This window comes from Bifidobacterium goeldii, assembly GCF_003951095.1.
Lineage (GTDB): Bacteria > Actinomycetota > Actinomycetes > Actinomycetales > Bifidobacteriaceae > Bifidobacterium > Bifidobacterium goeldii.
Window position 1 is genome coordinate 35,294 of record NZ_QXGL01000006.1, and the last position, 25,801, is coordinate 61,094.

General features: G+C 56.1%; 22 protein-coding genes and 1 tRNA gene. 7 read left to right on the forward strand and 16 right to left on the reverse strand.

The window, feature by feature from the left end:
- Nucleotides 1-16: 16 nt before the first annotated feature.
- The 3 genes from D2E25_RS08585 to D2E25_RS08595 all read right to left on the reverse strand — a co-directional run bounded on the left by D2E25_RS08585 (nucleotide 17) and on the right by D2E25_RS08595 (nucleotide 3,929).
- Complete coding sequence (locus tag D2E25_RS08585; protein WP_125981847.1) at nucleotides 17-628, reverse strand: single-stranded DNA-binding protein; 612 nt, start codon at nucleotides 626-628, stop codon at nucleotides 17-19.
- Between the two features lie 185 nt (nucleotides 629-813).
- Nucleotides 814-2,010: a hypothetical protein gene (locus D2E25_RS08590; RefSeq protein ID WP_125981849.1), complete on the reverse strand. Its 1,197-nt coding sequence runs from the start codon at nucleotides 2,008-2,010 to the stop codon at nucleotides 814-816.
- A gap of 113 nt (nucleotides 2,011-2,123) precedes the next feature.
- Nucleotides 2,124-3,929, reverse strand: coding sequence for a proline--tRNA ligase (locus tag D2E25_RS08595; protein ID WP_164514784.1), 1,806 nt, complete (start codon nucleotides 3,927-3,929; stop codon nucleotides 2,124-2,126).
- 139 nt (nucleotides 3,930-4,068) lie between these two features.
- Between D2E25_RS08595 and D2E25_RS08600 the strand changes: the two genes are divergently transcribed.
- On the forward strand, nucleotides 4,069-5,751 hold the full coding sequence (locus D2E25_RS08600) for an SCO7613 C-terminal domain-containing membrane protein (RefSeq protein WP_125981851.1): 1,683 nt from the start codon (nucleotides 4,069-4,071) through the stop codon (nucleotides 5,749-5,751).
- Nucleotides 5,752-5,903: 152 nt separating this feature from the next.
- Here D2E25_RS08600 and D2E25_RS08605 read toward each other — a convergent pair whose 3' ends face one another.
- From D2E25_RS08605 to D2E25_RS08625, 5 genes are all read right to left on the reverse strand, one after another.
- The gene (locus D2E25_RS08605) at nucleotides 5,904-6,365 is read right to left on the reverse strand and encodes a hypothetical protein (RefSeq protein WP_125981853.1); all 462 of its coding nucleotides are present in this window, start codon (nucleotides 6,363-6,365) and stop codon (nucleotides 5,904-5,906) included.
- Nucleotides 6,366-6,471: 106 nt separating this feature from the next.
- Nucleotides 6,472-7,893, reverse strand: coding sequence for a PIF1 family DEAD/DEAH box helicase (locus D2E25_RS08610; RefSeq protein WP_125981855.1), 1,422 nt, complete (start codon nucleotides 7,891-7,893; stop codon nucleotides 6,472-6,474).
- A 17-nt stretch (nucleotides 7,894-7,910) separates the two neighbouring features.
- The gene (locus D2E25_RS08615) at nucleotides 7,911-8,777 is read right to left on the reverse strand and encodes a Cof-type HAD-IIB family hydrolase (RefSeq protein WP_125981857.1); all 867 of its coding nucleotides are present in this window, start codon (nucleotides 8,775-8,777) and stop codon (nucleotides 7,911-7,913) included.
- A 45-nt stretch (nucleotides 8,778-8,822) separates the two neighbouring features.
- Entirely contained in the window at nucleotides 8,823-9,473 is a 651-nt protein-coding gene (orn, locus tag D2E25_RS08620) for an oligoribonuclease (protein WP_125981859.1), read from the reverse strand.
- A gap of 76 nt (nucleotides 9,474-9,549) precedes the next feature.
- Complete coding sequence (locus D2E25_RS08625) at nucleotides 9,550-10,593, reverse strand: LacI family DNA-binding transcriptional regulator (protein WP_125981861.1); 1,044 nt, start codon at nucleotides 10,591-10,593, stop codon at nucleotides 9,550-9,552.
- Between the two features lie 402 nt (nucleotides 10,594-10,995).
- On the opposite strand from D2E25_RS08625, the gene D2E25_RS08630 reads away from it, so the two are divergent.
- The 3 genes from D2E25_RS08630 to D2E25_RS10760 all read left to right on the forward strand — a co-directional run bounded on the left by D2E25_RS08630 (nucleotide 10,996) and on the right by D2E25_RS10760 (nucleotide 14,132).
- Complete coding sequence (locus D2E25_RS08630; RefSeq protein WP_125981863.1) at nucleotides 10,996-12,750, forward strand: glycoside hydrolase family 13 protein; 1,755 nt, start codon at nucleotides 10,996-10,998, stop codon at nucleotides 12,748-12,750.
- Nucleotides 12,751-12,864: 114 nt separating this feature from the next.
- The gene (locus D2E25_RS10755; RefSeq protein WP_241217112.1) at nucleotides 12,865-13,356 is read left to right on the forward strand and encodes an MFS transporter; all 492 of its coding nucleotides are present in this window, start codon (nucleotides 12,865-12,867) and stop codon (nucleotides 13,354-13,356) included.
- 38 nt (nucleotides 13,357-13,394) lie between these two features.
- Nucleotides 13,395-14,132, forward strand: coding sequence for an MFS transporter (locus D2E25_RS10760; protein WP_241217113.1), 738 nt, complete (start codon nucleotides 13,395-13,397; stop codon nucleotides 14,130-14,132).
- Between the two features lie 131 nt (nucleotides 14,133-14,263).
- On the opposite strand, the gene guaB is transcribed toward D2E25_RS10760, so the two are convergent.
- The 3 genes from guaB to D2E25_RS08650 all read right to left on the reverse strand — a co-directional run bounded on the left by guaB (nucleotide 14,264) and on the right by D2E25_RS08650 (nucleotide 17,724).
- Complete coding sequence (gene guaB, locus D2E25_RS08640) at nucleotides 14,264-15,808, reverse strand: IMP dehydrogenase (protein WP_125981865.1); 1,545 nt, start codon at nucleotides 15,806-15,808, stop codon at nucleotides 14,264-14,266.
- Between the two features lie 78 nt (nucleotides 15,809-15,886).
- A complete protein-coding gene (locus tag D2E25_RS08645) occupies nucleotides 15,887-17,080 on the reverse strand; it encodes an MraY family glycosyltransferase (protein ID WP_125981867.1) in 1,194 nt (397 codons plus the stop codon).
- Nucleotides 17,077-17,724: an L-threonylcarbamoyladenylate synthase gene (locus D2E25_RS08650; RefSeq protein WP_125981869.1), complete on the reverse strand. Its 648-nt coding sequence runs from the start codon at nucleotides 17,722-17,724 to the stop codon at nucleotides 17,077-17,079. The genes D2E25_RS08645 and D2E25_RS08650 overlap by 4 nt, the downstream gene beginning before the upstream one ends.
- A 185-nt stretch (nucleotides 17,725-17,909) precedes the next feature.
- On the opposite strand from D2E25_RS08650, the gene D2E25_RS08655 reads away from it, so the two are divergent.
- Complete coding sequence (locus D2E25_RS08655; protein ID WP_125981872.1) at nucleotides 17,910-18,575, forward strand: sugar O-acetyltransferase; 666 nt, start codon at nucleotides 17,910-17,912, stop codon at nucleotides 18,573-18,575.
- A gap of 54 nt (nucleotides 18,576-18,629) precedes the next feature.
- On the opposite strand, the gene prmC is transcribed toward D2E25_RS08655, so the two are convergent.
- The 3 genes from prmC to rpmE form a co-directional block, all read right to left on the reverse strand.
- Nucleotides 18,630-19,523 (reverse strand): peptide chain release factor N(5)-glutamine methyltransferase, encoded by an 894-nt coding sequence (gene prmC, locus D2E25_RS08660; protein WP_125981874.1) that lies wholly within the window; start codon nucleotides 19,521-19,523, stop codon nucleotides 18,630-18,632.
- Between the two features lie 269 nt (nucleotides 19,524-19,792).
- Nucleotides 19,793-20,881: a peptide chain release factor 1 gene (gene prfA, locus D2E25_RS08665; RefSeq protein WP_125981876.1), complete on the reverse strand. Its 1,089-nt coding sequence runs from the start codon at nucleotides 20,879-20,881 to the stop codon at nucleotides 19,793-19,795.
- A 137-nt stretch (nucleotides 20,882-21,018) separates the two neighbouring features.
- A complete protein-coding gene (gene rpmE / locus D2E25_RS08670; protein WP_034526683.1) occupies nucleotides 21,019-21,231 on the reverse strand; it encodes a 50S ribosomal protein L31 in 213 nt (70 codons plus the stop codon).
- 135 nt (nucleotides 21,232-21,366) lie between these two features.
- Here rpmE and D2E25_RS08675 point away from each other — a divergent pair, with 135 nt between their 5' ends.
- Both D2E25_RS08675 and D2E25_RS08680 read left to right on the forward strand, forming a co-directional pair.
- Nucleotides 21,367-22,383, forward strand: a complete 1,017-nt coding sequence (locus D2E25_RS08675) for a GlxA family transcriptional regulator (protein ID WP_125981879.1) — start codon at nucleotides 21,367-21,369, stop codon at nucleotides 22,381-22,383.
- A gap of 237 nt (nucleotides 22,384-22,620) precedes the next feature.
- Nucleotides 22,621-23,505, forward strand: coding sequence for a GRP family sugar transporter (locus tag D2E25_RS08680; protein ID WP_125981881.1), 885 nt, complete (start codon nucleotides 22,621-22,623; stop codon nucleotides 23,503-23,505).
- Between the two features lie 59 nt (nucleotides 23,506-23,564).
- On the opposite strand, the gene D2E25_RS08685 is transcribed toward D2E25_RS08680, so the two are convergent.
- Together D2E25_RS08685 and D2E25_RS08690 are read right to left on the reverse strand one after the other, a co-directional pair.
- Nucleotides 23,565-23,638: transfer RNA gene (locus D2E25_RS08685), tRNA-Ile, on the reverse strand.
- 143 nt (nucleotides 23,639-23,781) lie between these two features.
- Nucleotides 23,782-25,755, reverse strand: coding sequence for a right-handed parallel beta-helix repeat-containing protein (locus D2E25_RS08690; RefSeq protein WP_125981884.1), 1,974 nt, complete (start codon nucleotides 25,753-25,755; stop codon nucleotides 23,782-23,784).
- Between the last annotated feature and the right edge of the window lie 46 nt (nucleotides 25,756-25,801).

Below are 25,801 nucleotides of genomic sequence, written 5' to 3' on the forward strand. Positions count from 1 at the left end.
CGCGTAGAGACCATGTCTAAAATGGCGGTTCGCCGCTCGCGCTTGCTTCGCTCGCAAACTCTTCTACCCCGTCCCTAGTATCAGGTGGCATTTCCGCTTCTGCTGCCATACTCTCAAGCGGTGGAGGCGTAGTGTTTGCTGGCGTATTGTTCTGCCACGGGTCAGCTCCTGGCGTGGGGGCATTTGCCGATGCCATTGCAGTGGTTGCAGCCGCTTGATTGTTTGTAGCGGTTTGTGCACTGTCAGATTGCGCCACCGATTTGCGGAATCGTTTGAGCTCACTGACCCCATAATTAAGATCATGCCCAATGCTGGACGCTTCGAGAACCAGCCGCGAGCGTGACTCTCCTGATTGGGCGTTCCATTGTTCCGTGTTGAGCAGACCGGTGACGATAACTGCATCACCTTTATGCAGCGACATGCGCACATTTGAGGCGAGCTGCCGGAATGCTTTTACCGTGAGCCATGTTGTCGGCATGTTTCGCCATTCGCGCGTGGTTGCATCCATATAACTGCGTGTACTGCCCAATCGAAACGTACAGCCTGAGAGCATGCCTTCTTTGCCGAATACAGTTGGTTCTGCGCCTACGAATCCGGTAACAGTCACCGTTCCTTGCTGTATTGCCATGATCATGTTCCTTTCCACGTTGGCCCGCCGACCCCCATTCGGCGGTGAGCATTACTATCGCATAGATTGTGCAAAGAGCACGTGGTTTTCGGATCATGTGGTCGAAGGCTCAGGTTTTCGGCGTGTTGTGGATAACTGGGCTTCTACCCGCCCAGTTATCCACGCTCACGCTATCTAAGCCGAAATCATCCGCGATTGTCGCCGTCCGCCCCGGTCTCAGCCTTCTTCTGATCGAACACTTGACGGATATACGGACCGAACGTCTCGATAATGTGCGCCGCGCCAATCAGATCGTCATGCAGTTTCTCATCCCCAGGCGTTTCACAATGGGAACCGACTGGCTTACCATTCTCAAGTTCAACAACGATACGGCCGAGTGGCAGCGTGTTCTTCGGCGGTTCAGGGCGGTTGGTGAACGCGTAGCGACGGTAGATACTGCCGTTCTGCTTCGATTTGGGCAGCACATCGTACAACTGTGAGGCGAACGCGAGCAATGCGCCGCAGTTGTCAACATTGTCGGTAATGAACGACGACAGTGAGAACTCGAGCTTAGCCTTGCCGTCACTCTCACTATCGGGCTCGTCGACGTTGATTTTGGCTACCGCACCGGGATCTTCAACGGGCACGTTCATGTCGTACGCGTAGAAGTAGCCAAATACTTGCGACTCACGGTTTGAAGATCCGGCAGACGCATCAGGCTCGCCATTAATGGCGGCCATATCTGCTGCGATCGATGCAATGTCGGTAATCGCGTCAGCACTGGGTTGTGCACCATCACTGGGCTCAACCGTAACAGACTGCGTTTGCGTGATGGTCGCAGTATTTGACGTGTTCTGCTCGGCGTTCTCGAGCTGCTCGAATAGCTGCGGTAAATGCTCAGTCATGCCAGTGCTGAGACGCTGCGCGCCAACTAGTACTTCCTTCTTAAGCTGTGCGTTGACGGCGCAACGATGCAAAACGGTCACGCCCTCATCACCGTTGCTCAATTCAGCAGTGAACCGCGCTATCGGCATAACACCCTCAGGCAGCTCTTCAGAACATGAGAAGGCGTAGCGACGGAATGTAATATCCTTCGCGTTCGCATCCTCATATTCAGCGAGCGACTGAGCGAGCAAGGTGACGTCAGTGAGTAGCAGTTGACGGTTTTCTGCATGCTGCTTGATGAGGTCGCCAGCATGAATGCTGATTTGACGCTCGCCACCGTTCGGTTCCTCGAGCGACACCCAGATCAGCTGAGTGGCATCCTCTGGCTCATGGTCAGCATCGTACGCATAGAACCAGCCGATAATTCGCGGCTCGGAAGCATCAGTCGTATTACTGCTTTCCTCGTTCGTATTCGCTGCCATTGTTGCGTCGCTGTTCATCTCGTCTTCGTTGGCCATGATGATCCTTTCGCCAGATTGGGCACTGCGTCCAAGACTACGCCACATCGCGCAAAAACGCGTCGAGCCCCTCACATAGGAGGAGCTCGACGCGTAGGGTTTAGCAAACCGAATCAGGCCAGACGGGCTTCGATTGTGTCAGCAGCCTCAGCCACCGGCACTGCCACAGAGTTTTCACCGTTACGATCACGCACTTCAATCGTGCCGTTGTTCACGGTGTCGCGGCCAGCCACAGCGATCAGCGGCACGCCGATAAGCTCAGCATCCTTGAACTTGACGCCTGGGGAAACCTTCTTGCGATCATCGTAAATGACTTCGATGCCGCGAGCTTCCAGCTCGGCAACCAGCTTTTCAGCCGCTTCGAAAGCAGCCTCATCCTTGCCAGTAGCGACAACGTGCACCTGTGCAGGAGCGATGACAGCAGGCCATGCAAGACCCTTTTCGTCATGATGCGTTTCAGCAATGCAGGCGAGCACGCGGGAAACGCCGATGCCGTAGGAGCCCATCCACACGGGCACAGTCTTGCCGTTCTGGTCGAGCACCTTGAGGTCCAGCGCCTTGGAGTACTTGAGGCCGAGCTGGAACACCTGACCGATCTCCACACCACGCTCAAAGCTTAAGGGGCCGGAGCCGTCCGGGCTCATATCGCCGTGGCGCACTTCAACGGCTTCCACCGTGCCGTCAGCTTCGAAATCGCGACCGTAGACGAGATCGTAGTAATCAACTTCGTTCTCATCAGCACCGGTGTACCATGCGGAACCGCGAGCCACGTGTGCATCAATGAAGTAGCGCAGTGGCTCCTTCAAGCCAGCCTTTTCGCGCTGCGGGCCGAGCACCATCGGGCCAATGTAGCCCGGAACAAGCTCAGGGTGCTTCTTCAAGTCTTCGTCGGTTGCTTCCTCAAGCTCGCACGGAGCAAACTGAGCTTCCAAACGCTTCATATCAACCTGACGATCGCCCGGCAAACCGATAGCGATCAGTTCACGCCATGGCTCATCGTGCTCCTCATCCTCCGGGTGCAGCACGGCCACAACCACGTTCTTCAACGTGTCAGATGCAGCCCAGCCGCGGCCGTCGGTGCGCGGGTACATTGCATCGGCGCGCTCGATCATCTTAGCGATGGTCTTCGCATCCGGGGTGGGGCGCTTCTCAGCTGCCGGAGTGGCGGAATAGTCTACATCTGCGACCGGCGGCGTGTGCAGCGCTTCAACGTTCCATGCCTTGCCGGAGGGAGCAAGCGCGAACGTATCCTCACCAATCGGCATCGGAGCCAAGAATTCTTCAGAAGCGGAGCCACCCATCGGGCCGGACATGGCGAACACCGGCACATACTTCAAGTCAAGACGCTGGAACACACGCTCGTAAGCGCCGCGCTCATCGTAGTACGCCTTCTTCAAGCCCTCTTCGTCAACGCTGAACGAGTAGGCGTCCTTCATGATGAACTCACGGCCGCGGATCAGGCCTGCACGCGGGCGGAATTCGTCGCGGTACTTGGTCTGGATCTGGTAGAGGGTTACCGGCAGGTCCTTGTAGGACGAGTACATGTCCTTGACCAGCAGGGTGAACATCTCCTCATGCGTAGGAGCGAGCAGGTAGTCAGCCTCGTGGCGGTCCTTCAAACGGAAGATATTGTCGCCGTACTCTTCCCAACGGTGGGTAGCCTCGTACGGTTCGCGCGGCAGCAGTGCCGGGAAGTGCACTTCCTGTGCACCGATGCCGGCCATCTCCTCGCGGATGATCTCCTCGATTTTGTTGAGTACGCGCAGGCCCAGCGGCAGCCAGGTCCAAATGCCAGGGGCGGCCTTACGAATGTAGCCGGCACGCAGCAGAAGTTTTGCGGAATCGACATCCGCGTCGGCGGGGTCCTCGCGCAGCGTGCGCAGGAACATGGTAGACATACGAAGTGCTTTGGAACTCATGGGTTCCAAGGTATTCGCGTTGCGGGACAATACCGGCAAGTCACAGCGCAGGCCACCTCAGGCAGCAGCAGCTGTGGTGTCACGCGGCGGATCATGCGACAATGGGTTGAGGTCGTGTAAGCGCAGAGGGGGATGTGCCATGACGCAATATGATCCTACAAGGCAATCGGGGCCGATACCGCCGGCTCCTACACCGCAGACCCAGCCAACTGGCCTGCGCTGGCCTAGTAGCACGGCACAGTTGCGCGATGCAGCGCTTAATCCTGATGACTTTTCTCCTATTAGTTCCCAGTTCACTCCAACTGGTATTGATCTTGCAGATCCGCGGTGTGCGCAAGTGCTTGCACTGAGCCGTCAAGCTGCCGATCTGTTAGACGAGCGAGCACGACTGCTCACACAATTGCAGTCACAGTCACCATTGCACGCACCGCAAACGTTCCCTGGGCCTGCTTCACCGCATGTATCCACGCCACCCGCGCCGGCAGCGGCAGCAATGGCAGTTCCTCCCGCGCGCCCACGCACGTCCGGTATTCAAATGCTGTTATTGATACTTGGCGTCGGGCTCGTAATGCTCGCCGTTGCCATGTTTGCATCCCTCGCCCAGTTCTTCTTCGGCGATGTTGGGCGAGCAGCATGTATTGCCATCGCAGGCGTTTGCGCACTAGCGATCGCATACGCTTTATCCTCGCGGTTGCGCGTCACTGCGGAAGGCATTACATGGGCTGGACTCGCCGCATTGTCTATCGACGCGTATGTTATTGGCGAAATATGCGATGCTTCTCATGATCAGTTATGGGCTGCTGTTACCGGCAGTTTATTAGCTGCGATATCGCTGATATCAGTGGGATTGTATGCGCTGATATCGCATACTACTCATGGTCACACGTTGCGCGCATGGTCCCTGTACGCAGCTGCTGTAGCACCATGGTCGATTGCCTTGTTCACTGGCGGATTGGGATTGCCGATTGTCCTTGCTAACATGATCGCCGCCGCGTGTTTACTGGCAATTGCCGCGTGGAGTTGCCTAGCGTCAAGCCAGCAGTTTGCTATCGAACGCATTATCGCCCTGGTAGTGACGCTCGTATTGCTCACGGTGCTGTCGCTGGGAGATTTTGACGCGTCTCAGCCTGGCCGTCGGCTGGTAGCAATCGGCATGTATCTTGGCCTGCTGATCGTGACAACTATGGTATGGATGCGCGCAGCACAACCGGTATTCCCACCACAACCGATAGCACCACCGCAACCGGCACTCATGTATCCCCCGTCTGCGCAGCCTCAATATCGTGACCGACTCGCATGCTTGCGTTGGCTCGCGGCTATTGCAACCGGATTCATCGGCATGGCAATGGCGATGCTTGCCGAGCATAAACCAGTGCCAATTGACCTCTTTACCGCATCATTAGGCATATCTGTTACGATCATCGGCGCACGATGGATGCAAACTCGCCCATTATTGCGTAGTTGGCCGGCTCTAGGACCGGGATTGCTGCTAACACTAGTGCCATCGTGGCTGATCACGCTGAACGCAAACACCAATGCATTATTCGCTCCAGTACGCTCACTACTGCTGTTTGCTGTTGCACTAGCAGTATTGCTTATCGGCGTGCGATTGAGCTATCAAGCGCCAGTACTACTGGGCGCGATCCTACTAACAGCGCATACTGTAACCCAATTGTGGCCGTGGATCAGCGCAATATCCCGGTACTTTTGGTGGGTATGGCTCCTCATCGCTGGCATCGTGCTTATCATTGCTGCCGCCCGCTATGAGTCAGGATTGCGTTCGATGAAATCACTGGCTCGCCGCTTTACACAATTGCGGTAAATTGCCCGTCACCTACGCATAACCCATACATATAAGAAGACCGCCGTACCCAAATGGCAGAAGAGGGTACGACGGCCACAATTAATACCAGTAATACCAGCGGCGCGGCGCGTATTGGGTGTTACCAAATCACCGAACCTGCCGCCAATGCGTTACTTCAGACTGTTATTCACAGCCTTCACAGCTTTGTCCAAGCTCTTGGTGTGCTCCTGATACCAGGTCGTGTTGTCCGCGATCTTCTGGTTCTGCGCCTTGAACTCTTCAGCAGTATCCACGTTGCATGCAGCCAGTTCAGGAACCTCAACGCTCATCTCGTCGGCGAGCGCGGAAATGGTGGAGGCATCCTTCACATCATCCTTGGTGTAGGCGCTTGCTTCGGCAGCATCCCCATTGAGCAGGTTGTTGTAGTCGTTCTGTGCAAGGCGCAGTTCTTCGGATGCGGTTGCGCACTGTGCTTTGAGGGATTCCAGATCGTCGCCGCGGGTCAGTGCCCATCCTGCTACTGCAGCGATAACGATCACGACTGCCACGACAGCAGCTACGATGATGCCTGTCTTCTTCTTATTCTTCGCCTCTGTGGCCACTGCAAGTTCTTTCTTGTCTGGTGTCGCCAATGTTGTATCTCCTTTCAAACAACATCGGCATACTCTACGCAAGCCCTGCAAAACCGTCCAGCTGCAGCAAGAACCGTAAGACAACAGTGTCCGAATGCAGAACCGTTTAGAACAACTCCGTTTGTTCAAACTCATCAGCACTGTGCATACCAGCTGAATGCAATGCAAGGCCGGGGCGAAAAGCGTCACTCCCCTCTTCAGCTAACCGAACTGAAGCTGCCTGTGCATCGGCGCGCAACACGCTATCAAGGCGCACGGCATCCGGTGAGACTGCAAACATGCGCTCATTCACACCAGTCAGGTACAGGCCATCCATGCCTTGCACACGCGATAATGCCACGTACCCCATGCCTGGCGCGAAGGTACGACTCAAATCCATAACAGCCCGGTCGAGCGTCATGCCTTGCGACTTGTGGATGGTGATCGCCCATGCGCAACGCAATGGGACTTGCCGCACACTCGCTAGCACGGTCTCACCGTCCATCATCTCCCACGAGGCTTGCTTCATCGTCACGATGCTGCCGTTGTCAAATTCTACGATCGGCCAACCGCCTTTAGATTCGGGCGCAAAACCGCGAACCTTGCCGAGCGAACCGTTGACGTACTGATGATCAGGATCGTTGCGCAATGCCATCACTGCGGCACCGCGTTTCAATACCAGCCGTTCAGGAGCGAGCATATTGCGCTTAAGCCGCTCGATAAGATTTGCTGGCCCTGCCTGCTCGGCGTGAAACTCGTGCTCTTCGCCGGGCAGGTCAGCGAGGCGCAAATCGTTGAGCCCATCAGCTTGGCGGTTTACTGGGAACAGGTGTACTGCCACTTGATCGCCAGCTGGCAATACACCAAGCCGAGCCGCGAGTACATCATGATCTTCTTGGCTGACTGCTCCTTCGCGAATATCTGTCAGCACGGTAAGCAGCTGGCCATCATCCTGACGATGCTGCTCGGTCAGATAGCACACTACCGGATTGAGTTCATCCCATACCAGTGATTCAGTGACGAATCCTTCGGGGTTTTTACCGACACGCGCATAGCGTTCGCGCGCGGCGAGAAACTCCGGCGATGGTGCGATAAGATCACGATCGCGCCCGGAAACGCTCACTGGAGGCAGTTGGAAGAAATCACCAGAAAGTACGATCTGCAGGCCGCCGAACGGGCGCGGATCGTGGCGCACTTGGCGGCATACTTGATCAACCATGTCAAATAACCACGCGTGCAGCATGGAAATTTCATCGATAACAAGGATGTCAACAGCTTGGATTTTGCGACGGCGGCGCGTTTTAATTTGCTTGAGCAGGTTTGCGGTAAGCGCGGTTGCTACCCCTACACCACTCCAAGAGTGAATAGTTTGCCCATTAATATGCGTAGCAGCAATACCAGTAGACGCAGTAACTGCCACGGATGCGCCTGCTTGGCGCGCTTTAGCAACGAACTCGTTAAGCACGTACGTTTTGCCTGCGCCGGGAGCGCCCGTGAGGAACACGTTGGCGCCCGCGTTCAGGATTGCTAAAGCTTCGCGTTGCTGCATATCTCAGGCCGCCTGCGTTACTCGCCGATCAGCCTGCGTACAACAGTAAGCACGCCGCCTTCCGTGTTGGCAGGAGCGATGAAATGCGCGGCTGCTTTGAGATCAGGATGCGCGTTACCCATCGCGAATGAGTAATCGCCAGCGGCAAGCATTTCAAGATCGTTGAGATAGTCGCCAAATACCGCGGTTTGTGCCGCACTTACTCCCAAGTGACGCTGCAGGGCTTCTACACCTTGGCGCTTATCGGTGGTCAAGTTCATAATGTCAACCCAATGCGCGCCAGAAACCACTACCTGATGATCGCGTGCGATCTCGCCGAGCATGTCTGCTGCCATCGCTTCAGCATCAGCGAAATCGAAGATTGCGAGCTTCAGCATTGTTTCTTCGCCTGATTCAACCGCGCTCAACACGCTATGCAAGTCAGGAACGATTTCCAACGCCTTGTAGTATTTGCGGCATTCATCCACAAACGGCTTGTCTGTACGCTGCACATACGCAGTGTTCAGACCGCACAATACCAGTCCAATGTCATGCTTGTGCTCAGCAACCGCACGATCGACCATGTCGATAACGGTGCGCGATACTTCTACGCCAACGCCGTGTACTTCGATGATCTTGCCATCAGCAACGACAACATTACCGTTTTCTGCCACGTAGGACAGTTCACCATCAACACGCCCCTCGAACATTGAGCGCAAGGTAGCGAGCTGGCGGCCGGACGCTGGCACGAACTCAATGCCGAGGGTTTTCAGGCGCGCAAGCAGCGGCCAAAAATCCTGCGGAATCTCACTGTGAGCGTCAAGCAGCGTGCCGTCCATATCAGCTACAACAAGGCGAATATCGTTGAGGCCGGGCTTGATCTCGGTCCAATCGGCTGCGGTCATGCTAGGTCCTTTGCGGTTGAAGGTACTTACAGTTCCGTACGTGACTTACTTGTTGAGAATGCTAGTCGCGACCACGTCGGCGGCAATGCGCTTAGCAGTATCCGCGTCCGGACCGGGCGCAGGTGCCATAAACGCTTCGCGATAGTAACGCAGTTCATCCAACGATTCGATAATGTCTGCGAGCGCACGGTGGCCGCCGTTCTTTGGCGGACGGTTCTCGTAGACTGCCGGGTACCAGCGGCGAGCAAGCTCTTTGAGCGTGCTCACATCGATACTGCGATAGTGCAGGTGGCTCATCAGATTCGGCATGTAATGGTCGAGGAACTTTTTATCCGAACCGATTGTGTTGCCGGCGAGCAGCGGGCGTACGCCGTCTGGAGTGAAGCGTGCCACGTATTCAGTGACCTTGGCTTCCGCGTCCGCGAGGGAAAGGCCATGTTCCCATTCATTGATCAGGCCGGAGCGAGTGTGCATTTGACGCACAAAATCATTCATGTGAGCCACCGCTGCATCGGAAGGCTTGATCACATAGTCAACGCCCTCGTCCAGCACGTTGAGATCAAAGTCAGTCGGCACAACAGAGACTTCTACGAGCTCGTCGCCGCCGAAAATATCGAGACCTGTCATCTCGCAATCGATCCAAATCAGGCGCGAATCCTTGGCGCTATACGTTTCTGCATCATGACTGTCGACCATGTCTGCCGCCTTTCTGTGAGCGATCATCAGCGCGCGCGATGTGCGCCGAACATTTGAGGATACCGCAGGGCGGCGATTAGTTCATGCTGGGCGCGGGGCCTGTGGTTCCACGCATCACCATTGTGGTAGGCATGTCAACATATGGTTCGTCGAGTTCTTCCCCGTTCATAAGTGCGAGCGCCATGCGCGCGGCTTCGCGGCCAGTTTGTACCGGGTTCTGGTGGATGGTGGTCAAGTCGATGGCGGCTGCAGTCGTGTCATCATCGAAGCCGATGACTGACACGTCTTGTGGTACTTGCCAACCGATACGGCGCAATTCTTTAATCAGTGGTACAGCAGTTGAGTCAGGTGATACGCAAATGCCGGTCGGGCGAATAGGCGCGCTGAGTAGTTGCGCGGCAATACCGGAGTAGGCGTCTTGTATAGAGCGCGTATCTATCGAACGCAGTGATGGGATCATCACAATGCGTTCATCATCGTAACCGCACGCTTTGGTCGCATCAAGGAATCCTTTCATGCGCATTACGTCAGAACAGGTGAACGGCGAGGGGTTTACTGGCTGCGCCACGTAAGCGAGGCATTCATGGCCGAGCGAATGCAGCAGGCGTACAGCATCAGCCATCGCAGCATGATCGTCGATGCGTGCCACGGCATCATATCCGTGGTCACTCGGCGTGTTAATACCGACTACTGGCAGTGTGAAATCAGTGAGTACGGATCGTTGTGCATCATCAAGATCAAATGAGCATACGAACACGGCATCAACATTGCGATTGCCAGGCAGATTACTGAAGAAGCGCTCGAGCGATGGCTCGTCAAGCATGACATATGGGATAACGTCATACCCTTTGCCAGAGAGCACCTCGTAAATACCTTCAAAAACATTCGCATTGAACCAACTATTGATCTCGTTGGGGAGCAGTACTGCGACGCGCATGGTTTTGCCGCTCGCCAGCGAGGAAGCACTTTTTGAAAAGGAAAAATGTAGCCGTTCTGCTTGTTCGCGAATGCGTTCGCGTGTTTCCGGATTGACTTTGTCGAGCCCGCGTAGGGCCCGTGATACCGTGGAAACGGATACGCCAGCGGCCTGCGCCACATCAGCAATGGTCGTTCGTGCCATGTTTGCCTCCTTGCCACTGGTCGAATACCAGCCCCGTTGTGTTATGCGGAGTGGTTTCGATGCTGCGCCGAATTCGACGCATTGAGTCACACTGTTCGCACTGTTCGCGCTCTGTATGCATCACCATTGCTGCAATACTGGAGCAAAAGAATACAAGCGCTTGCACTACTGAAAATTATACTAAAACGCCCGTTTTCAGCAAATCAGATACGACACGCCGTTTTGCTTGCATTGACTTATGCAAGCGCTATTATTCATATCAATACCGCAACCTCGTCGGCAACGACGCACCGAGCAATATCAACCGATATAAATACAGCAATTGCAAGGAACCTACACGGTTCTTCGACGTTGCCAACCGCCATGCAAACGGTTGCATAGCGATTCCAAAGGAGGAACGACATGACCGAACTCACCGACGCTGCCCTGTGGTGGAAGCAGGCTGTCGTCTACCAGGTCTATCCGCGCAGTTTTAAAGACACTCGAGGCGAAGGCCTCGGCCAGATTGCCGGCGTAACCGAGAAGATCGACTATCTTGCCGATCTTGGTGTTGATGCCATTTGGCTGAGCCCCTTCTACCCCTCACAACTTGCCGACGGCGGCTACGACGTTGATGACTACCGCAATGTTGACCCCAAGCTCGGCACGATGGACGACTTCGACGAACTCGCGAAAGCCGCTCACGCTCACAACATCAAGGTGGTCGTTGACATCGTTCCCAACCACAGCTCTAATCTGCACCCCTGGTTCCAGGCAGCGCTCAACGCAGCACCTGGCTCCCCCGAACGCGACCGCTATATCTTCCGCGATGGCAAGGGCCCGAATGGCGACCAACCGCCAACGAATTGGGAGAATCATTTTGGCGGCCCAGCTTGGACGCGCGTGCCCGATGGCCAGTGGTACCTGCACATGTTCACCAAGGAACAGCCCGACTGGAATTGGGATAATCGCGAGGTGCGCGATGACTTCCTGACCACGCTGCGCTTCTGGCTTGACCACGGCGCTGATGGCTTCCGCGTGGACGTGGCACACGGCCTGGCCAAGGATCTTGACCGCGATGACCTGGACAATTACGTAGTGTGGTGCACCTCCGACCAGCCTGATGACGGTTCCCACCCGGTGATCGACCGTGATGAAGTGCACGAGATCTACCACGAGTGGCGCAAGGTGTTCAACGAGTATGATCCGCCGGCATTCGCCGTGGCTGAAGCATGGGTGCAGCCTAACCGCCAGTACCTGTATGCCAGCCCTGACGACTTGGGCCAGATCTTCAACTTCGAGTTCGCCAAGAAGGACTGGATTCGCGACAACATGCACAAGGCCATCGAGGAGGGCATCGAAAGCGCTGAGCGTTCCGGCTCTTCGGCGACGTGGGTGATGAGCAACCATGATGTGGTGCGCCACGCCACCCGTTATGGCTTGCCGCAAACGCCAACCAGCGAATACCATCAGCTTGCTAAGGATTGGGTGCTGCGCGATGGCACCACGTATTTCCTTGACAAGGCGCTTGGCACCAAGCGTGCTCGTGCAGCAATCATGATGGAAATGGCACTCCCCGGTTCCGCATACGTGTACCAGGGTGAAGAGCTTGGCTTGTTTGAAGTTGCTGATATTCCGTGGGATCGTGTTGAAGATCCGTCCGGCCACCGCACTTCGCAAGCAGCCAGCACCAAGGGTCGTGACGGTTGCCGCGTGCCGCTGCCGTGGACTGCTGCCGATGCGCCAACGCTCGATAATCCAGACGATGAGTTTGGCCATGGTGGCTCCTTCGGCTTCTCCCCCGCTGACGCCACAGCCGAGCCACATCTGCCGCAGCCTAAGTGGTACAAGGACTTCGCGGTTGACGTGGAGGATAAGGATCCTGACTCGATGCTCAACTTGTACCGCAAGGTATTGAAGCTGCGTCACGAGCTGCAGACCAATGATCTGAGTCTCGAATGGCTACCTGAGGATCGTTCCAGCGGCAAGCCAGACGGCGCGCAGGGCTTTACTGGCGGCACGATTGCCTATAAGCGTGCCAACGGTTGGGCGTCGATTACTAACTTCGGTGCCGATCCTGTTGCGCTGCCTGCAGGTGAAGTGCTGCTCACCTCCGGCCCGCTTACCGATGATGGTAAGCTCCCGCAGGATACTTCCGCCTGGCTCAAACTCGCCTGACCCGCGCTTCCTGCTGGTGCAGTGAATTCCTTGTTCCCGCACCGCACCAGCAGGATTACTTACCGCATTCCAGTTTTCCGCATTTGTCAACTCAATGAAGAGAAAGAAAGAACAATGACAACTGCAAGTGTGGCTCCAACGCCAACAAATAGCAAAGCTGACAAGTGGCGCTATGTCGCCGGTTTCATGGCGTTCGCCGTGCTCAACGGCGTCGCCTTCTTCGGCACGATGTCCGTGCTTGTCCCTCAACGACTGCGCGCCGACTTGGGCATGAGCGCTGTCGACTCGACCGCCGCACTCGGCGTAATCAACTCCGCCGGCTCCATTGCCTCGATTTTCATCGCGCTGTTCGTAGGCGCACTCTCTGATCGCACCGCCAGCCGCTGGGGCAAGCGCACCCCGTGGATCTTCTCAGGCGCGTTCATCTACGGCCTATGCTTCTGGGCTTTGAGCCGCCCGTCTAACGCACTGCTCATCGGCGTCTTCTACGTCATCGCCCTCGTAGGCCTCAACATGGTGCAGGCACCGATTTACGCGCTCATCTCCGACCGCGTCGAAGAATCTAATCGTGCAACCGTGTCCGCGGCCATCGGTGGCGGCGCGTAATCGGTCAGGGTATCGGTACGCTCATCGGCTCCCGTTTTATGGAGAACGTTGAAGTTGGCTTCGTATGCACCGGTCTGTGCGCTCTGCTCGGTGGCCTGCTCGCAGTCATCCTCACTCCGAAGGAGCCGTCCTCCAAGAACATGCCGAAGGACACCGGCAAGCCGATGTGGAAGGTCGTTGCCGAATCCCTCACCCCGCCGCTCAAGGATTGCGGTGACTTCTATCGCGCATTCATCTGCCGCACTTGCTTGATCGTCGCCTACCAGATGATCTTCAGCTACCAGCTGTACATCCTGACCGATCACATCGGCGACTCCGACAAGCAGGCCGCCAACGCGATGGCTGTTATCTCCGTGCTCACAATGGTCGCCTCGATGGTTGCCTCGCTCATTTCCGGCCCGATTGCCGATGCGCTTGGTCGCCGCAAGGCGCCGATCGCAGTCGCCTGCGCTGTGTTCGCTATCGGTTTGGCAATGCCATGGGTCTTCCCGAATGATATGGGCATGTTCCTCTTCGGCGGTATCGCCTCCTTCGGCTACGGCATGTACCTGTCGGTCGATCAGGCACTGAACGTCGACGTACTGCCGAACAAGGAGACTGCCGGCAAGGATCTCGGCTTCATGAACATCGCCACCTGCGCCGGCCAGGCGATTGGTGTGGCAATCACCTCCGGTATTGTTGCTGCCACGCACTCCTACAACATCGTGTTCCCGACCGCTATCGCGATGGCCGCTATCGCTGCTATCGCAGTGATGGGTATTAAGCGCGTCAAGTAACCGCTAGATCAGCTACCCCAACTAACCCCCTACCAACGAATGAAGGGCCTCTCCGTGATGTACGGAGAGGCCCTTCATTATGCCGTTTCAATGGCAATCAAGAACCGACCAGCAAGATCGGTTCAGTGACATCAGTTGTTGTGGAAGCCGGAGTAGTTCGGAGCCTCCGCAGTCATCACGATGTCGTGCGGGTGGGATTCGCGCAGACCAGCATCGGTGATGCGGATGAAGCGACCCTTCTCGCTCATTTCCTTGATGTTGTGCGCACCAATGTAGAACATCGACTGGTGCAGACCACCGATCATCTGGTAGAGCACAGCGTTGAGCGGTCCGCGGTACGGCACTTCGCCTTCAACACCTTCCGGCACAACCTTGTCGTTGGAAGTGACGTCGGCCTGGAAGTAACGATCCTTAGAGTAGGACTTCTTGCCACGCGGAGCCATTGCGCCCAGCGAGCCCATGCCACGGTACAGCTTGTACTGCTTGCCGTGCAGGAGCACCTTCTCACCCGGAGCTTCCTCGCAGCCAGCGAGCGCGCCACCGAGCATAACCGAAGAGGCGCCAGCCACGAGAGCCTTAGCGATATCGCCGGAGTAGTGGATACCACCATCAGCGATACACGGCACGCCAGCAGCCTTGCAAGCCTGAGCAGCTTCGTACACAGCAGTCAGCTGCGGGACGCCAACACCAGCGACCACGCGGGTGGTGCAGATGGAGCCGGGGCCCACGCCGACCTTCACAGCGTCAACGCCAGCATCGATCATGGCCTGTGCGCCGGAGCGAGTAGCGATGTTACCGCCGATAACCTGCACGTCGCGGAAGGCCGGATCGGACTTGATACGACGAATCATATCGAGAGCCAGGCGAGCCTCACCGTTCGCAGTGTCGACGACGAGCACGTCCACGCCAGCTTCCATCAAAGCGGAAGCGCGCTGCCAAGCGTCACCGAGGAAGCCAACGCCAGCGGCCACGCGCAAGCGGCCCTGAGCATCCTTCGTAGCATCCGGGTACTGCTCAGTCTTCACGAAGTCCTTCACGGTGATCAGGCCGGTCAGGTGACCTTCAGCGTCAACCAGCGGGAGCTTCTCAACCTTGTGCTTAGCCAGCAGGTCGTGAGCGTCTTCCTTAGAAATGTTGGACGGACCGGTGATGAGGTTTTCGCGAGTCATCACGTCGCGCACCTTGAGGTGATCGTAATCCTCAGAGGCGATGAAACGCATGTCACGGTTGGTGATGATACCAACGAGCTTGTTTTCCTTGTCCACAACCGGCAGACCGGAGATGTGGAACTTGCCGCACAGCTTGTCGAGGTCAGCGAGGGTGACGTCCGGGTTGACGGTCAGCGGGTCGGTGATCATACCGGATTCGGAACGCTTCACAACGTCAACCTGAGCAGCCTGATCGTCGATAGACAGGTTGCGGTGGAGTACGCCGATGCCGCCGTTACGGGCCATAGCGATGGCCATTTCAGATTCGGTGACGGTATCCATGGCTGCGGAGATCGCAGGGACCTTCATCGTGATTTCACGAGTCAGATGTGTGGTGGTATCGACTTCGGAAGGAATGACATCCGTCTCATTCGGCAGCAGCAGCACATCGTCATAGGCGAGACCGAGCTGAGCGAAGATCGGGGGGAGCGGAGCATATGTCGCATTCATATCAGGATTTGTAGCCATGTATTCACTATATGAGCGTTAGGCGACGAACGCGACACGCATGGTCTATGACGAAGGTGCTTAGTGTCGTATTACCCGTTATTTATGCTCGCGAGGCCCCTCATTATCAGTCACCGTTTCCTGTGCGGAAGCGTGCTGAGCCTTCCGGCGCGCGGCTTTGTACGTCATGTTTTCCTGCGCAATTTCAGGCAAACGACGCTTCAGATACGGGTACATTGTTGCAACGGTAAGTAGCACTACAGCAATGCAGAATCCAATGAGCACATGGCTCGCGCGGAAGAACAAGATCATAATCGAACCGAATGCGATCAGCGCTGCCCAACCCCACAGAATCAGCACCGCGCCTTGTACACTGTGCCCGATGCGCAGCATGCGATGATGCAAGTGCATGCGGTCAGGATGCATTGGTGATTGACCGTGGCTCAGTCGCCGTACAATCGCCAAACACATGTCGAGCACCGGCAGGAACAGCACTAAAATCGGCAGCAAAATCGGCATGAATACCGGCAGATAAATACTCGCGTGAATAGAAGCTGGGTCTAGGCGGCCAGTCATCACAATCGAAGCGCACGTAATGAGATAGCCAAGCAGCATGGAACCAGAGTCGCCCATAAACAGTTTGGCTGGATGCCAATTGTGCAGAATAAAACCGACGCAAATGCCCACCATTGCCACGTCGATTAACGTAGCCATTGACGCGTAGGACGGCGAATTGCGCGCGATGATATACGAGTAAATCGCAAATGCGATACCGCCGATGGCCACAATGCCTGACGCGAGACCATCGAGGCCATCGACGAAATTCACCGCGTTAATTGATGCAACAATCAAAATTGCTGTAATCGCAATAGACAAGCTTGGCGAAGCGGTGATCAGCGAACCGAGTGGCAGTGAAATGATCTGCAAGCCACCCCACGCTACAAAAACGGAAGTGAGTAGCTGGCCAGACATTTTGAGCATCCAGTCAAGATCCCACAAATCGTCAGCCATACCAATCAAACAGATCAGCACAGCACCGATCAAAATTACCCACTCTTGGTTGTTACCTTCGAACAATCCAGCGGTGAAGGGAATACGACTGGCGTAAATAATGGCAAACGCGAAGCCGATAAGCATGCCAAGGCCGCCCATACGCGGAGTTGGCACAGTGTGTACATCGCGCGCGCGAACTTCACCGACTGCGCCAATATGAATCGCAATATGGCGAATAAGCGGAGTAATCAGCCACGTCACGCCTCCGGCGATCGCAGCAATGAGCAAATAAATTCTCATGCGCCAAGACCTCCGCCATTCATGTGCAGAGCCATACGGATAGCAGACTGCGGAATCATGCCTTCGCGCAAAATCGCAATACCATCGCGACCATGTGGATCTGCAGCAACTACCGTGCTCGCAACATGACCCTTAGTCGCACCGCCATCAAAATACAGTGCCACGTCGTCACCGAACGCTTCGACAGCTTCTTCAACGGTTTGCGCACTCTGATGGCCGGAACGATTGGCGCTGGACGCAGCCAGCGGCCCAAGCGCATTGAGAATGCGAGCGGTAAGCGTGGAATTCGGTACGCGAATGCCCTGCGTGCCGTCAGCGTTCACAGTGGCCAGCGCGCAGTCTTCACGCGCTACAGCAATCGGCGAGAATGCTCCCGGCAAAAACTGTGCAGCAAGACGGTTCAGCGGCGCCGGCAGGTCAAGACCGAGCGCATCAAGTTGATCAACATTGGCGAGCAGCACTTGCAACGCTTTGAATCGTGGCCGTTGTTTGACCTCGTAAATGCGAGCGATAGCGTCCTTATTAGTTGGGTCGCAGGCCACACCGTACACCGTATCCGTAGGGATAACAATCAGACCGCCGTCATCGACGATCTTCTTCGCCTGCGCCAATGACTCGTCATTCACCGTGCAAATCGTGCTCATGGCCACCATTGCACCATTGCGCCGCGACTTGGGTAGCGTATCGCCATCACACTGCCGCGATTTCAACGTTCCAGTTCACACACCACACCCAGACATGTACGTTCGTACACCTATACTAGTATGCCGTGCAATATCCGCCGCCATTGGCGGCATACAGACATATCAGCAGCAAGCAAGGAGGCATTATGACCACCGGCAGCAGCATTCCCCCAGTCGAACTGAGAACACCGCGCGCATCCGAACGCGAAGAAATGCTCAACGGCAAACTCTACAATCCAGCAGATCCTGAACTGTGCGCAATGCGCGAGAAAGCCGGCGACCTGTGCACCAAGTTCAACGCACTCCCCCGCGGCGACCATGCCGCGCGAACCGCCGTACTCGATGAGCTGATTCCCAATCACGGAGAAAATCTCGACGTTATGGGACCAATCTTCTTCGATTACGGATGCCACACCACGATTGGCGATCGCGTATTCGCCAACTTCAATTTCACCGTACTGGATTGCGCACCGGTGACGATCGGCGACGATGTGCTCTTCGGCCCCAACGTGTCGCTGCTGCCTCCTATGCATCCGCTGCGTTATGAAGATCGCAACGTACGCCGTGCGCCAGACGGATCCTTCTACGATTACGAATACGGCCGGCCGATCGTTATTGGTTCAAACTGTTGGTTCGGTGGCAATGTAACCGTGATTGGCGGCGTAACCATTGGCGAAGGCTGCGTTATCGGCGCCGGATCAGTGGTCGTTAAAGATATTCCACCGCACACAGTGGCTGTTGGCAATCCAGCACGCCCAATTCGCACACTTAGCGACGCGGACGCCTCCGTGTACCAGGAGTACGCGCAATAACACCCCTGCGCTGTTGTTTCAGCGACCCACCGTTCGCAGTGCGCGCGATGCTTGTTACGCGCGTACTGCGAACAGGAAACGCGGGCGACCAGTCCAATCATTTTCTGTACGAGCCTGAGCAAACTCTTGAGCTCGCGCAAACGCTACAAGCCGGTCGCCCTGCGAAATATCATGCTCCATCACCAGCGCGCCACCCGAACGCAGCAACGATGCCGCACGCATAATAATCTGCTCAGGAATCAGCGCACCATCAGCTGAACCGCCATACAACGCCATATCTGGGTCATGATCGCGCACTTCAGGCTGCTCAGGAATTTGCGCAAGCGGCACGTAAGGCGGATTGGTAATCACCATATCGATAGTGCCGTTGAGCTGCGGCAACGTGAGCGGACTCGTCGCGTCGCCCTGCTCAAGATGATAGTTGTAGCCAGCCGACGGATCACGTTGAGATACCGCTTCACGATTGCGCTCAGTCCACGCGTACGCTTCCGGCGAGAGCTCAACCGCCCACACTTCAGCACCGCGCACTTCCGTAACCACTGACAAGCCGATCGCTCCCGACCCGGCGCACAAGTCAACCACGCGCGGCGCATACAGTCGCTGCTGCGTAATCCAATCAAGACCAGCTTGCACTACCGTTTCCGTCTCCGGACGCGGAATAAATACCCCCGGGCCGACAGCCAAATCAAGATAGCGGAACGGCGCATGACCGACAATGTACTGCAACGGCTCGCGCTTGGCACGCCGTGCGATCATTGCTTGCAGGCGAATCTGAGCCGCGTCATCAAGCGCCCACTGCTCCCCCAGGAGCATTGCCTTGTCAACATCGCGCAGTTCGCGCCCAGCCACTTCAGCCAGCAGCAGTTTCGCATCATGTTCAGGCGTATCAATACCTGCTTCGCGCAGTGTTTTCGCCGCACTCCGAATCACATCAGCAACAGTCGTCATTCACTTTATCCACTCTCATATCACGGTCGCAAAGCGCCGCATAACTACACACGAGGGATAGGCCGGGGCATACGATGCTCGACCGTAGGCTTGGCTGCTGAGCCGTGATGGACAGTCCTGCGGACTGTCCATAGGCGAAGTGAGCAGCTACGCTGCGAAGCTCCGCGAAGCGGAGAGCCTTGAGTGTGTCGAGCGTCGTATGCCCCGGCCTATCCCGGCCGTATGCGCAAACCGTTATGTCACGCACAAATCAGCAAAGCGCGCAAAAACTACTTCTGATTCGCGAGGCGGTCGGCTTCGTCGGCTTGGATGTCCGAGTCGATGACTGCCTGCAGGTCGCCGTCGAGTACCGCGTCAAGGTTGTACGCCTTGTAATTCGTGCGGTGGTCAACGATGCGGTTCTCAGGGAAGTTGTAGGTGCGAATGCGCTCAGAACGGTCGAGTGAACGTACCTGCGAGTGGCGCATGTCAGCGGCTTCAGCGGCTTCCTGCTCATGCTTCATGGCCAGCAAGCGGGACTTGAGGACGCGCAATGCGGCTGCGCGGTTTTGAATCTGCGACTTCTCGTCCTGCATGTTCACCGTAATACCAGTAGGAATATGGGTCATGCGCACTGCAGAGTAGGTGGTGTTCACCGACTGGCCGCCAGGGCCGGAGCTCATGAAGATGTCGATCTTCAAATCTTTCGGATCGATTTCGATCTCGTCATCATCTTCGTCCGCTTCCGGGAAGACGATCACGCCAGCCGCAGACGTTTGAATACGACCCTGCGATTCGGTAACGGGGATGCGCTGTACGCGGTGCACGCCACCCTCATATTTGAGCGAAGCCCACACGCCATCCTCCGGCGCAGGCGTGCCCTTAGCGCGAATAGCAAGCTGCACGTCCTTTACGCCGCCCAGCTCAGTCGTGTTCTCAGACTGAATGGTAACCGTCCAGCCGCGCTTTTCCGCGTAACGCGTGTACATGCGCAGCAGGTCACCAGCGAACAGTGCTGCTTCTTCGCCGCCAGTGCCCGCCTTGATTTCCATAATCGTGTCGCGCGCATCATCTGGGTCGCGCGGAATCAACGCAGTACGCAGTTTTTCTTCAGCAGCCGGCAGCTGCTCTTCAAGACGCTTAGCTTCCGCAGCGAAGTCTTCGTCTTCTCCAGCCATTTCGCGCGCAGCTTCGAGATCGTTGCGAATCGACAGGTAGTCAGTGTACGCGGAGACGATCGAACCAAGTTCCGCATGGCGACGGCCCAGTTTGCGGATTTTCTCAGGATCGGACGCCACGCTGGGATCCGCCATTTGTGCTTCCAGCGAGCGATACTCCTCAAGCGCGGTTGCCGCCGCGGGGAACTGTTCGTCTGCCATGTGTTTTCCTTACCCTAGAGGCGTGCGTATATGAATCGTAAAGTCTGCAAAATCTAGTGTGAGCATACAAAAACGCCAGTCCTGCAAGCGGGTCGTCAAAGCGACGCCCGCACACGCATGGACTGGCGTTATTGAAGCTACTTGGCCTTCTTGCCGTAGCGACGCTCGAAGCGAGCAACGCGACCACCGGTGTCCAGGATCTTCTGCTTGCCGGTGTAGAAGGGGTGGCACTTCGAGCACACGTCGACCGTCATGTGGTCGCCCTTGTAGGTGGAACGAGTGACGAAGGTGTTGCCGCACGAGCACAGAACCTCGACGGCATGATAATCAGGATGGATACCCTGCTTCATGGTTTGTCTCCTAAGGGATTCGGGGGACCCGGGTCGCCGCGCCCCTGTGGCGGGCGTGAACCGGAACCGACAAGATGATACGCGGGGGTGTGGATTTTCCCTGTATGCGCGCGTGTATCTACTACGATGGCGCGTATGAGAATCGCAGTGCTGCTTCCTGGTGAAATGTGGGCGTTCGACGTTATCTCAATCATTCAAATTTTCGATGATGATTCGGTAATGCACGGCTCGCCTGATCGCCCGATTATTGACTTTATTGCCAGTGGGCACACGATGGAACTCGATCATGGCATGTCGATTCGTACTACTGCGCTGAACGAGTATCATCACACGCCTGATTTGGTGATTATTCCTGGGTTTGCTGACCCGTATTCGATTGCAGCTGATCGGCGCGAAGGCGATCACAAAGCGGGATTATTTACGCGCAATCCAGCGGATGCACTGGCTGCGCGCGACTGGCTCATTGACTGTCATACGCGCGGCGTGGAGATTGCAGCAATGTGCACGGGCGTGTTTGCATTGGGCTGGACCGGTTTGCTTGACGGCGTTGCATGCACTACGCATTTGCCATTTATTGATGATCTTGCGGCGCAGTTTCCCAAAGTGCTTGTTGCTCGCGACCGACTGCTGACGCATGATGCCGAGCATCGTATTTGGACGTCAGCTGGCGGCAGTATGTGCTTGGATTTGTGCATCGCGCTGCTAGCTGAACACGCTGGCCAAACCATGGCGAGTACGGAAGCCAACATGTTGATGATGCATTATCCGCGTTCGGTTGATAGTCGGCGTATTGCTTACGCATCATCGAATACACTGCCCGCACCGCCACGGCAGAATGATGACATTATCGCGTTAACGCGCCGTGTGCGCGAACATTTGAGTTATGACTGGACGCTCACTACATTGGCGCAGACTGCGCATACGTCCACGCGTTCGTTTCAACGTCGTTTTGCTGATGTTATTGGTGTGCCGCCGAGCAAATGGCTGCTTAGCGAACGGCTGAAAGCTGCTAAGGAGATGTTGGAGCTGACTGATCTGCCAGTACAGGCTATTGCTATGCGTGTTGGATTACATAATGCTGATTTGCTGCGCAAACATTTTTCTGCAGCATTTGGCACGAGTCCGAGCCGCTATCGTCAGCGATTCCAGTAGGCTCCGGTCGCCCGCGGATCGTCTGTCAATCACTTGCCGATATCGTTGCGAGCGCGCACAAAGTCGTTCACGCTCGCATTGGCGTATTGTTCCCGATAGTTGGCATGAACCTACCGGTTGATGTGCGCTGATTTTCAGTTGAACGCGCATAGACTCGATGCTGAAAACAAGGTTGTTTGATGCCGTCAGCATGGTACATCGACGTATTGCATGCGGCAGCAGAAAGGACATTGGGATATGTGGCCTATTCTTTTGGCCCTTGTGCCTGCGTTTGGTTGGGGCTTCCAGGGCATTGTGATGCAGAAAGTTGGCGGCACTACTGCGAATAAGCAGATGGGTATGGTGTTGACCACTCTGGTATTCGGTATTGTGGTGCTGATTTTTCATCCGATTAGCTGGTCGTGGACGCTGATTATTGCTGCTGCGATTAACGGTATTCCGTGGAGTATCGCGCAGATTTTGCAGATTAAGTCATTCGATTATTTGGGTGTGGCGCGCGCAATGCCGCTTGCTACCGGCATGCAGCTGGTGATTACTTCGCTGCTGGGCGCACTGTTTTTCCATGAGTGGGTGCATGGCTGGCAGTTTGCGCTGGGCCTGCCGGCGTTGGCGATTATTATCATCGGCGTGGCGTGCACTGCCTTCCAAGAGAAAAGCGAGGATGCTGGCCCAACGAATTTGAAGCTCGGCATTATTATTACGTTTATTTCTGCACTGCTGTACACGAGCTATGCGGCGGCTGGCAAGTTCTTCTCGGTTTCGAGCTGGGATATGCTGTTCCCGCAGGCAGTGTTTATGTTCCTTGGCACTACGGTGATCGCGTTCTGCATGAGCGGCAAACAGTCGATGGATCCGGAGATTGGCGTGTTTGGCAAGAAGAGCTGGCTCAATATGAGCACCGGCGTGCTGTTTGCTACAGCCAACCTGACTGTGATGTTGTCGAATGAGATTAATGGTCTGGCGGTTGGCTGGACGCTCTCGCAGATGAACGTGATTGTGGCCACGCTTGGCGGCTTGTTCATTCTTAAGGAGAAGAAGACCAAGAAGGAAATGGTCTTCGTCATTATCGGCATGGTGCTCATCGCGATCGGCGGTGTGCTGATCGGTATTACGAAGAACTGACACTGTTCACGCGATATAGCAAACCCCTTGGAATTCAATGATTCCAAGGGGTTTATTCGTGGGGCCACTCGGGCTTGAACCGAGGACCGGCGGATTATGAGTCCGATGCTCTAACCGACTGAGCTATAGCCCCACGTTGGCCGCCTGCGGCAAGCCAACTTCACTAGTGTAGCAAACAGCTGGCACAGGCGTAGTGAGCCGAGTGTGCCCAATGCGCAGCACATGCCCTTAGCACATTGCGCACATTACACACACTCGGCTCACACACCACTTCCCTTAGACGTGCCAAACCAACTGTTCAGCAGCCGAATACTGCGTCAAAGGCCCGCGGGCAGATGCTTCACCACGCGGTGCGCCCGCAATATCAGTGTTCACCACGAGCGGCGAACCATCTGGACGTTCGAAGTACTCTTCGACAATGCGCGGCTGGCCAAGATCAGCGGTCGTCACCACAGCGCCAGTCGCCGCGCGCGCAGTGTCAGGCAAACTCAGCGTTATCCACACGCTGTCGTCGCTTTCGCGCAGCGATAATGATCCGTCTTCTACCGTTACCGCATCCGGCTCGTTGCTCACGCCCTTCGCGCCACCCGCGTACGTGTTCGCAGTCACGTACACCGGCTGTTTGAGATCGCGGTACATATCCTCATCGCCCAAACCAGTTTCCTCAACAATGCGCTCATAGTCTTCCAGCGAGCGCGGATGTGCGTCAAGCAGCACTGTGCCAGCACAGGCTACGCCGACTGCACCGCCGCCATCCGCCGCACTCACAGCGACAGCCGAATTGCCGGCCGCTAAGAACACGTTGTTGTAGTAACGATCGTCGCCACCGTATACGAAGGCTTCGCCGGCTACATCAGTGACGTGCGGGAAATGGTAGGGCGTGGAACGGTCAAGAATGGGCATGTGGCGAATACGCCCAGCAAACACGTTGTTGATAAACGCGGCGCCTTGTGCGCAATCGTCAAAACTGAATGCGGAAGCGAACACGTTGTTGGCGAACGTGATCGGGCCGTGCGTGACTTCAGTCATCACATCGCGCGTATTGCGGTAAAACACGTTGTTTTCCACGATCGTGCCCTGCGCCTGCCAGTCGAGCCACATGCCCAGCACTGAATCATGCACGCGGTTGGCGCACACTACGGTGTCTACTGCAGCATGCATTTTAATCGCGGCGACTTCCCAGCCGAAGAATTCGCGCTTGGTGCCGATGCGGAAAATATGATTGTGTTCAACCAAGCTGAACGCGCAGCCCATGTGGCCGACTACGCCGTTTTGCCCGCAATCGTAGATTGTATTGTTGCGCACTACATGCCCGCCGACTACGCCTTTTTCCCAACCGGCGTGCAGCGCCTTGTATACGGCTTCTTTCTGGTATTGGTAGCCGGATTTGCGGTGGGTGCGTGTCGATTCGTTGTCGCCGGTGGAGATTTCTTTGCCAAGGGAAATCGCGGAGCATTTGGCGTCGTGGATAATGTTGTCTTCGATGATCCAGCCGCGCGACCAGTGCGGCCCGAGCAGACCGACTTGGTCGGCGGTGGGCGGCGTGTATGGGCAGGCTGCCTGTGCCATTTCGAAGCCGGTTACCGTAATGTAATTGACGAATGTGCGGCTTGGGTAGAAGCAGGTTTCGCGCACATTGATCTCAGTGAGCTCCGTGTTTGGATCTGCCTCGTGGAAGTTGGCCCAAATGGTCGTGTGTTCCGCATCCGTTTCGCAATACCAGACGTTAACGGTAGCGTCTGGGTCGATGAGCGGCACGATGGTGTCGGTGGCTGCATCGCGCCCTGTTTCCCAGCGTTCTGGGTCGCGTACTTTGCTCAGTGAGGATACTTCGTAGAATGATTTGCCGTTGAGATATACGTCACCAAGATGGCGTACTTCGACGCGCGGATCAGGGTAAACAGTCCAGTCGCCGAACACGGTTTCGACGTATGGGTTATAGCCGTGGAAGAACGCATTGTCGATAACTACTTTCCATACGCCCTCGCCTTCGGGCACCCATGATGTGATGCGTTCTGCACCGGTGATGAGTGGCCTGTGCTCGCCGGGCGCGGCGCGGTAGACAATGCGATTCGTGGCACTTTCGCCACCGTAGCGTGGGTTAACGGATTCTCGATATACGCCTTCGTGCACGATGACTTCATCGCCTGCGCGCGCGATGGCTGCTGCTTGACTGATGGTACGGAATGGGTCGATTTCGGTACCGGTACCGAGACTGGTTGCTGCTGCGGATACGTGGTATTGCGTCATTGCGGTTCCTTTCTACTTCACTGGTTGCGTCGTCGCATCATGAAGA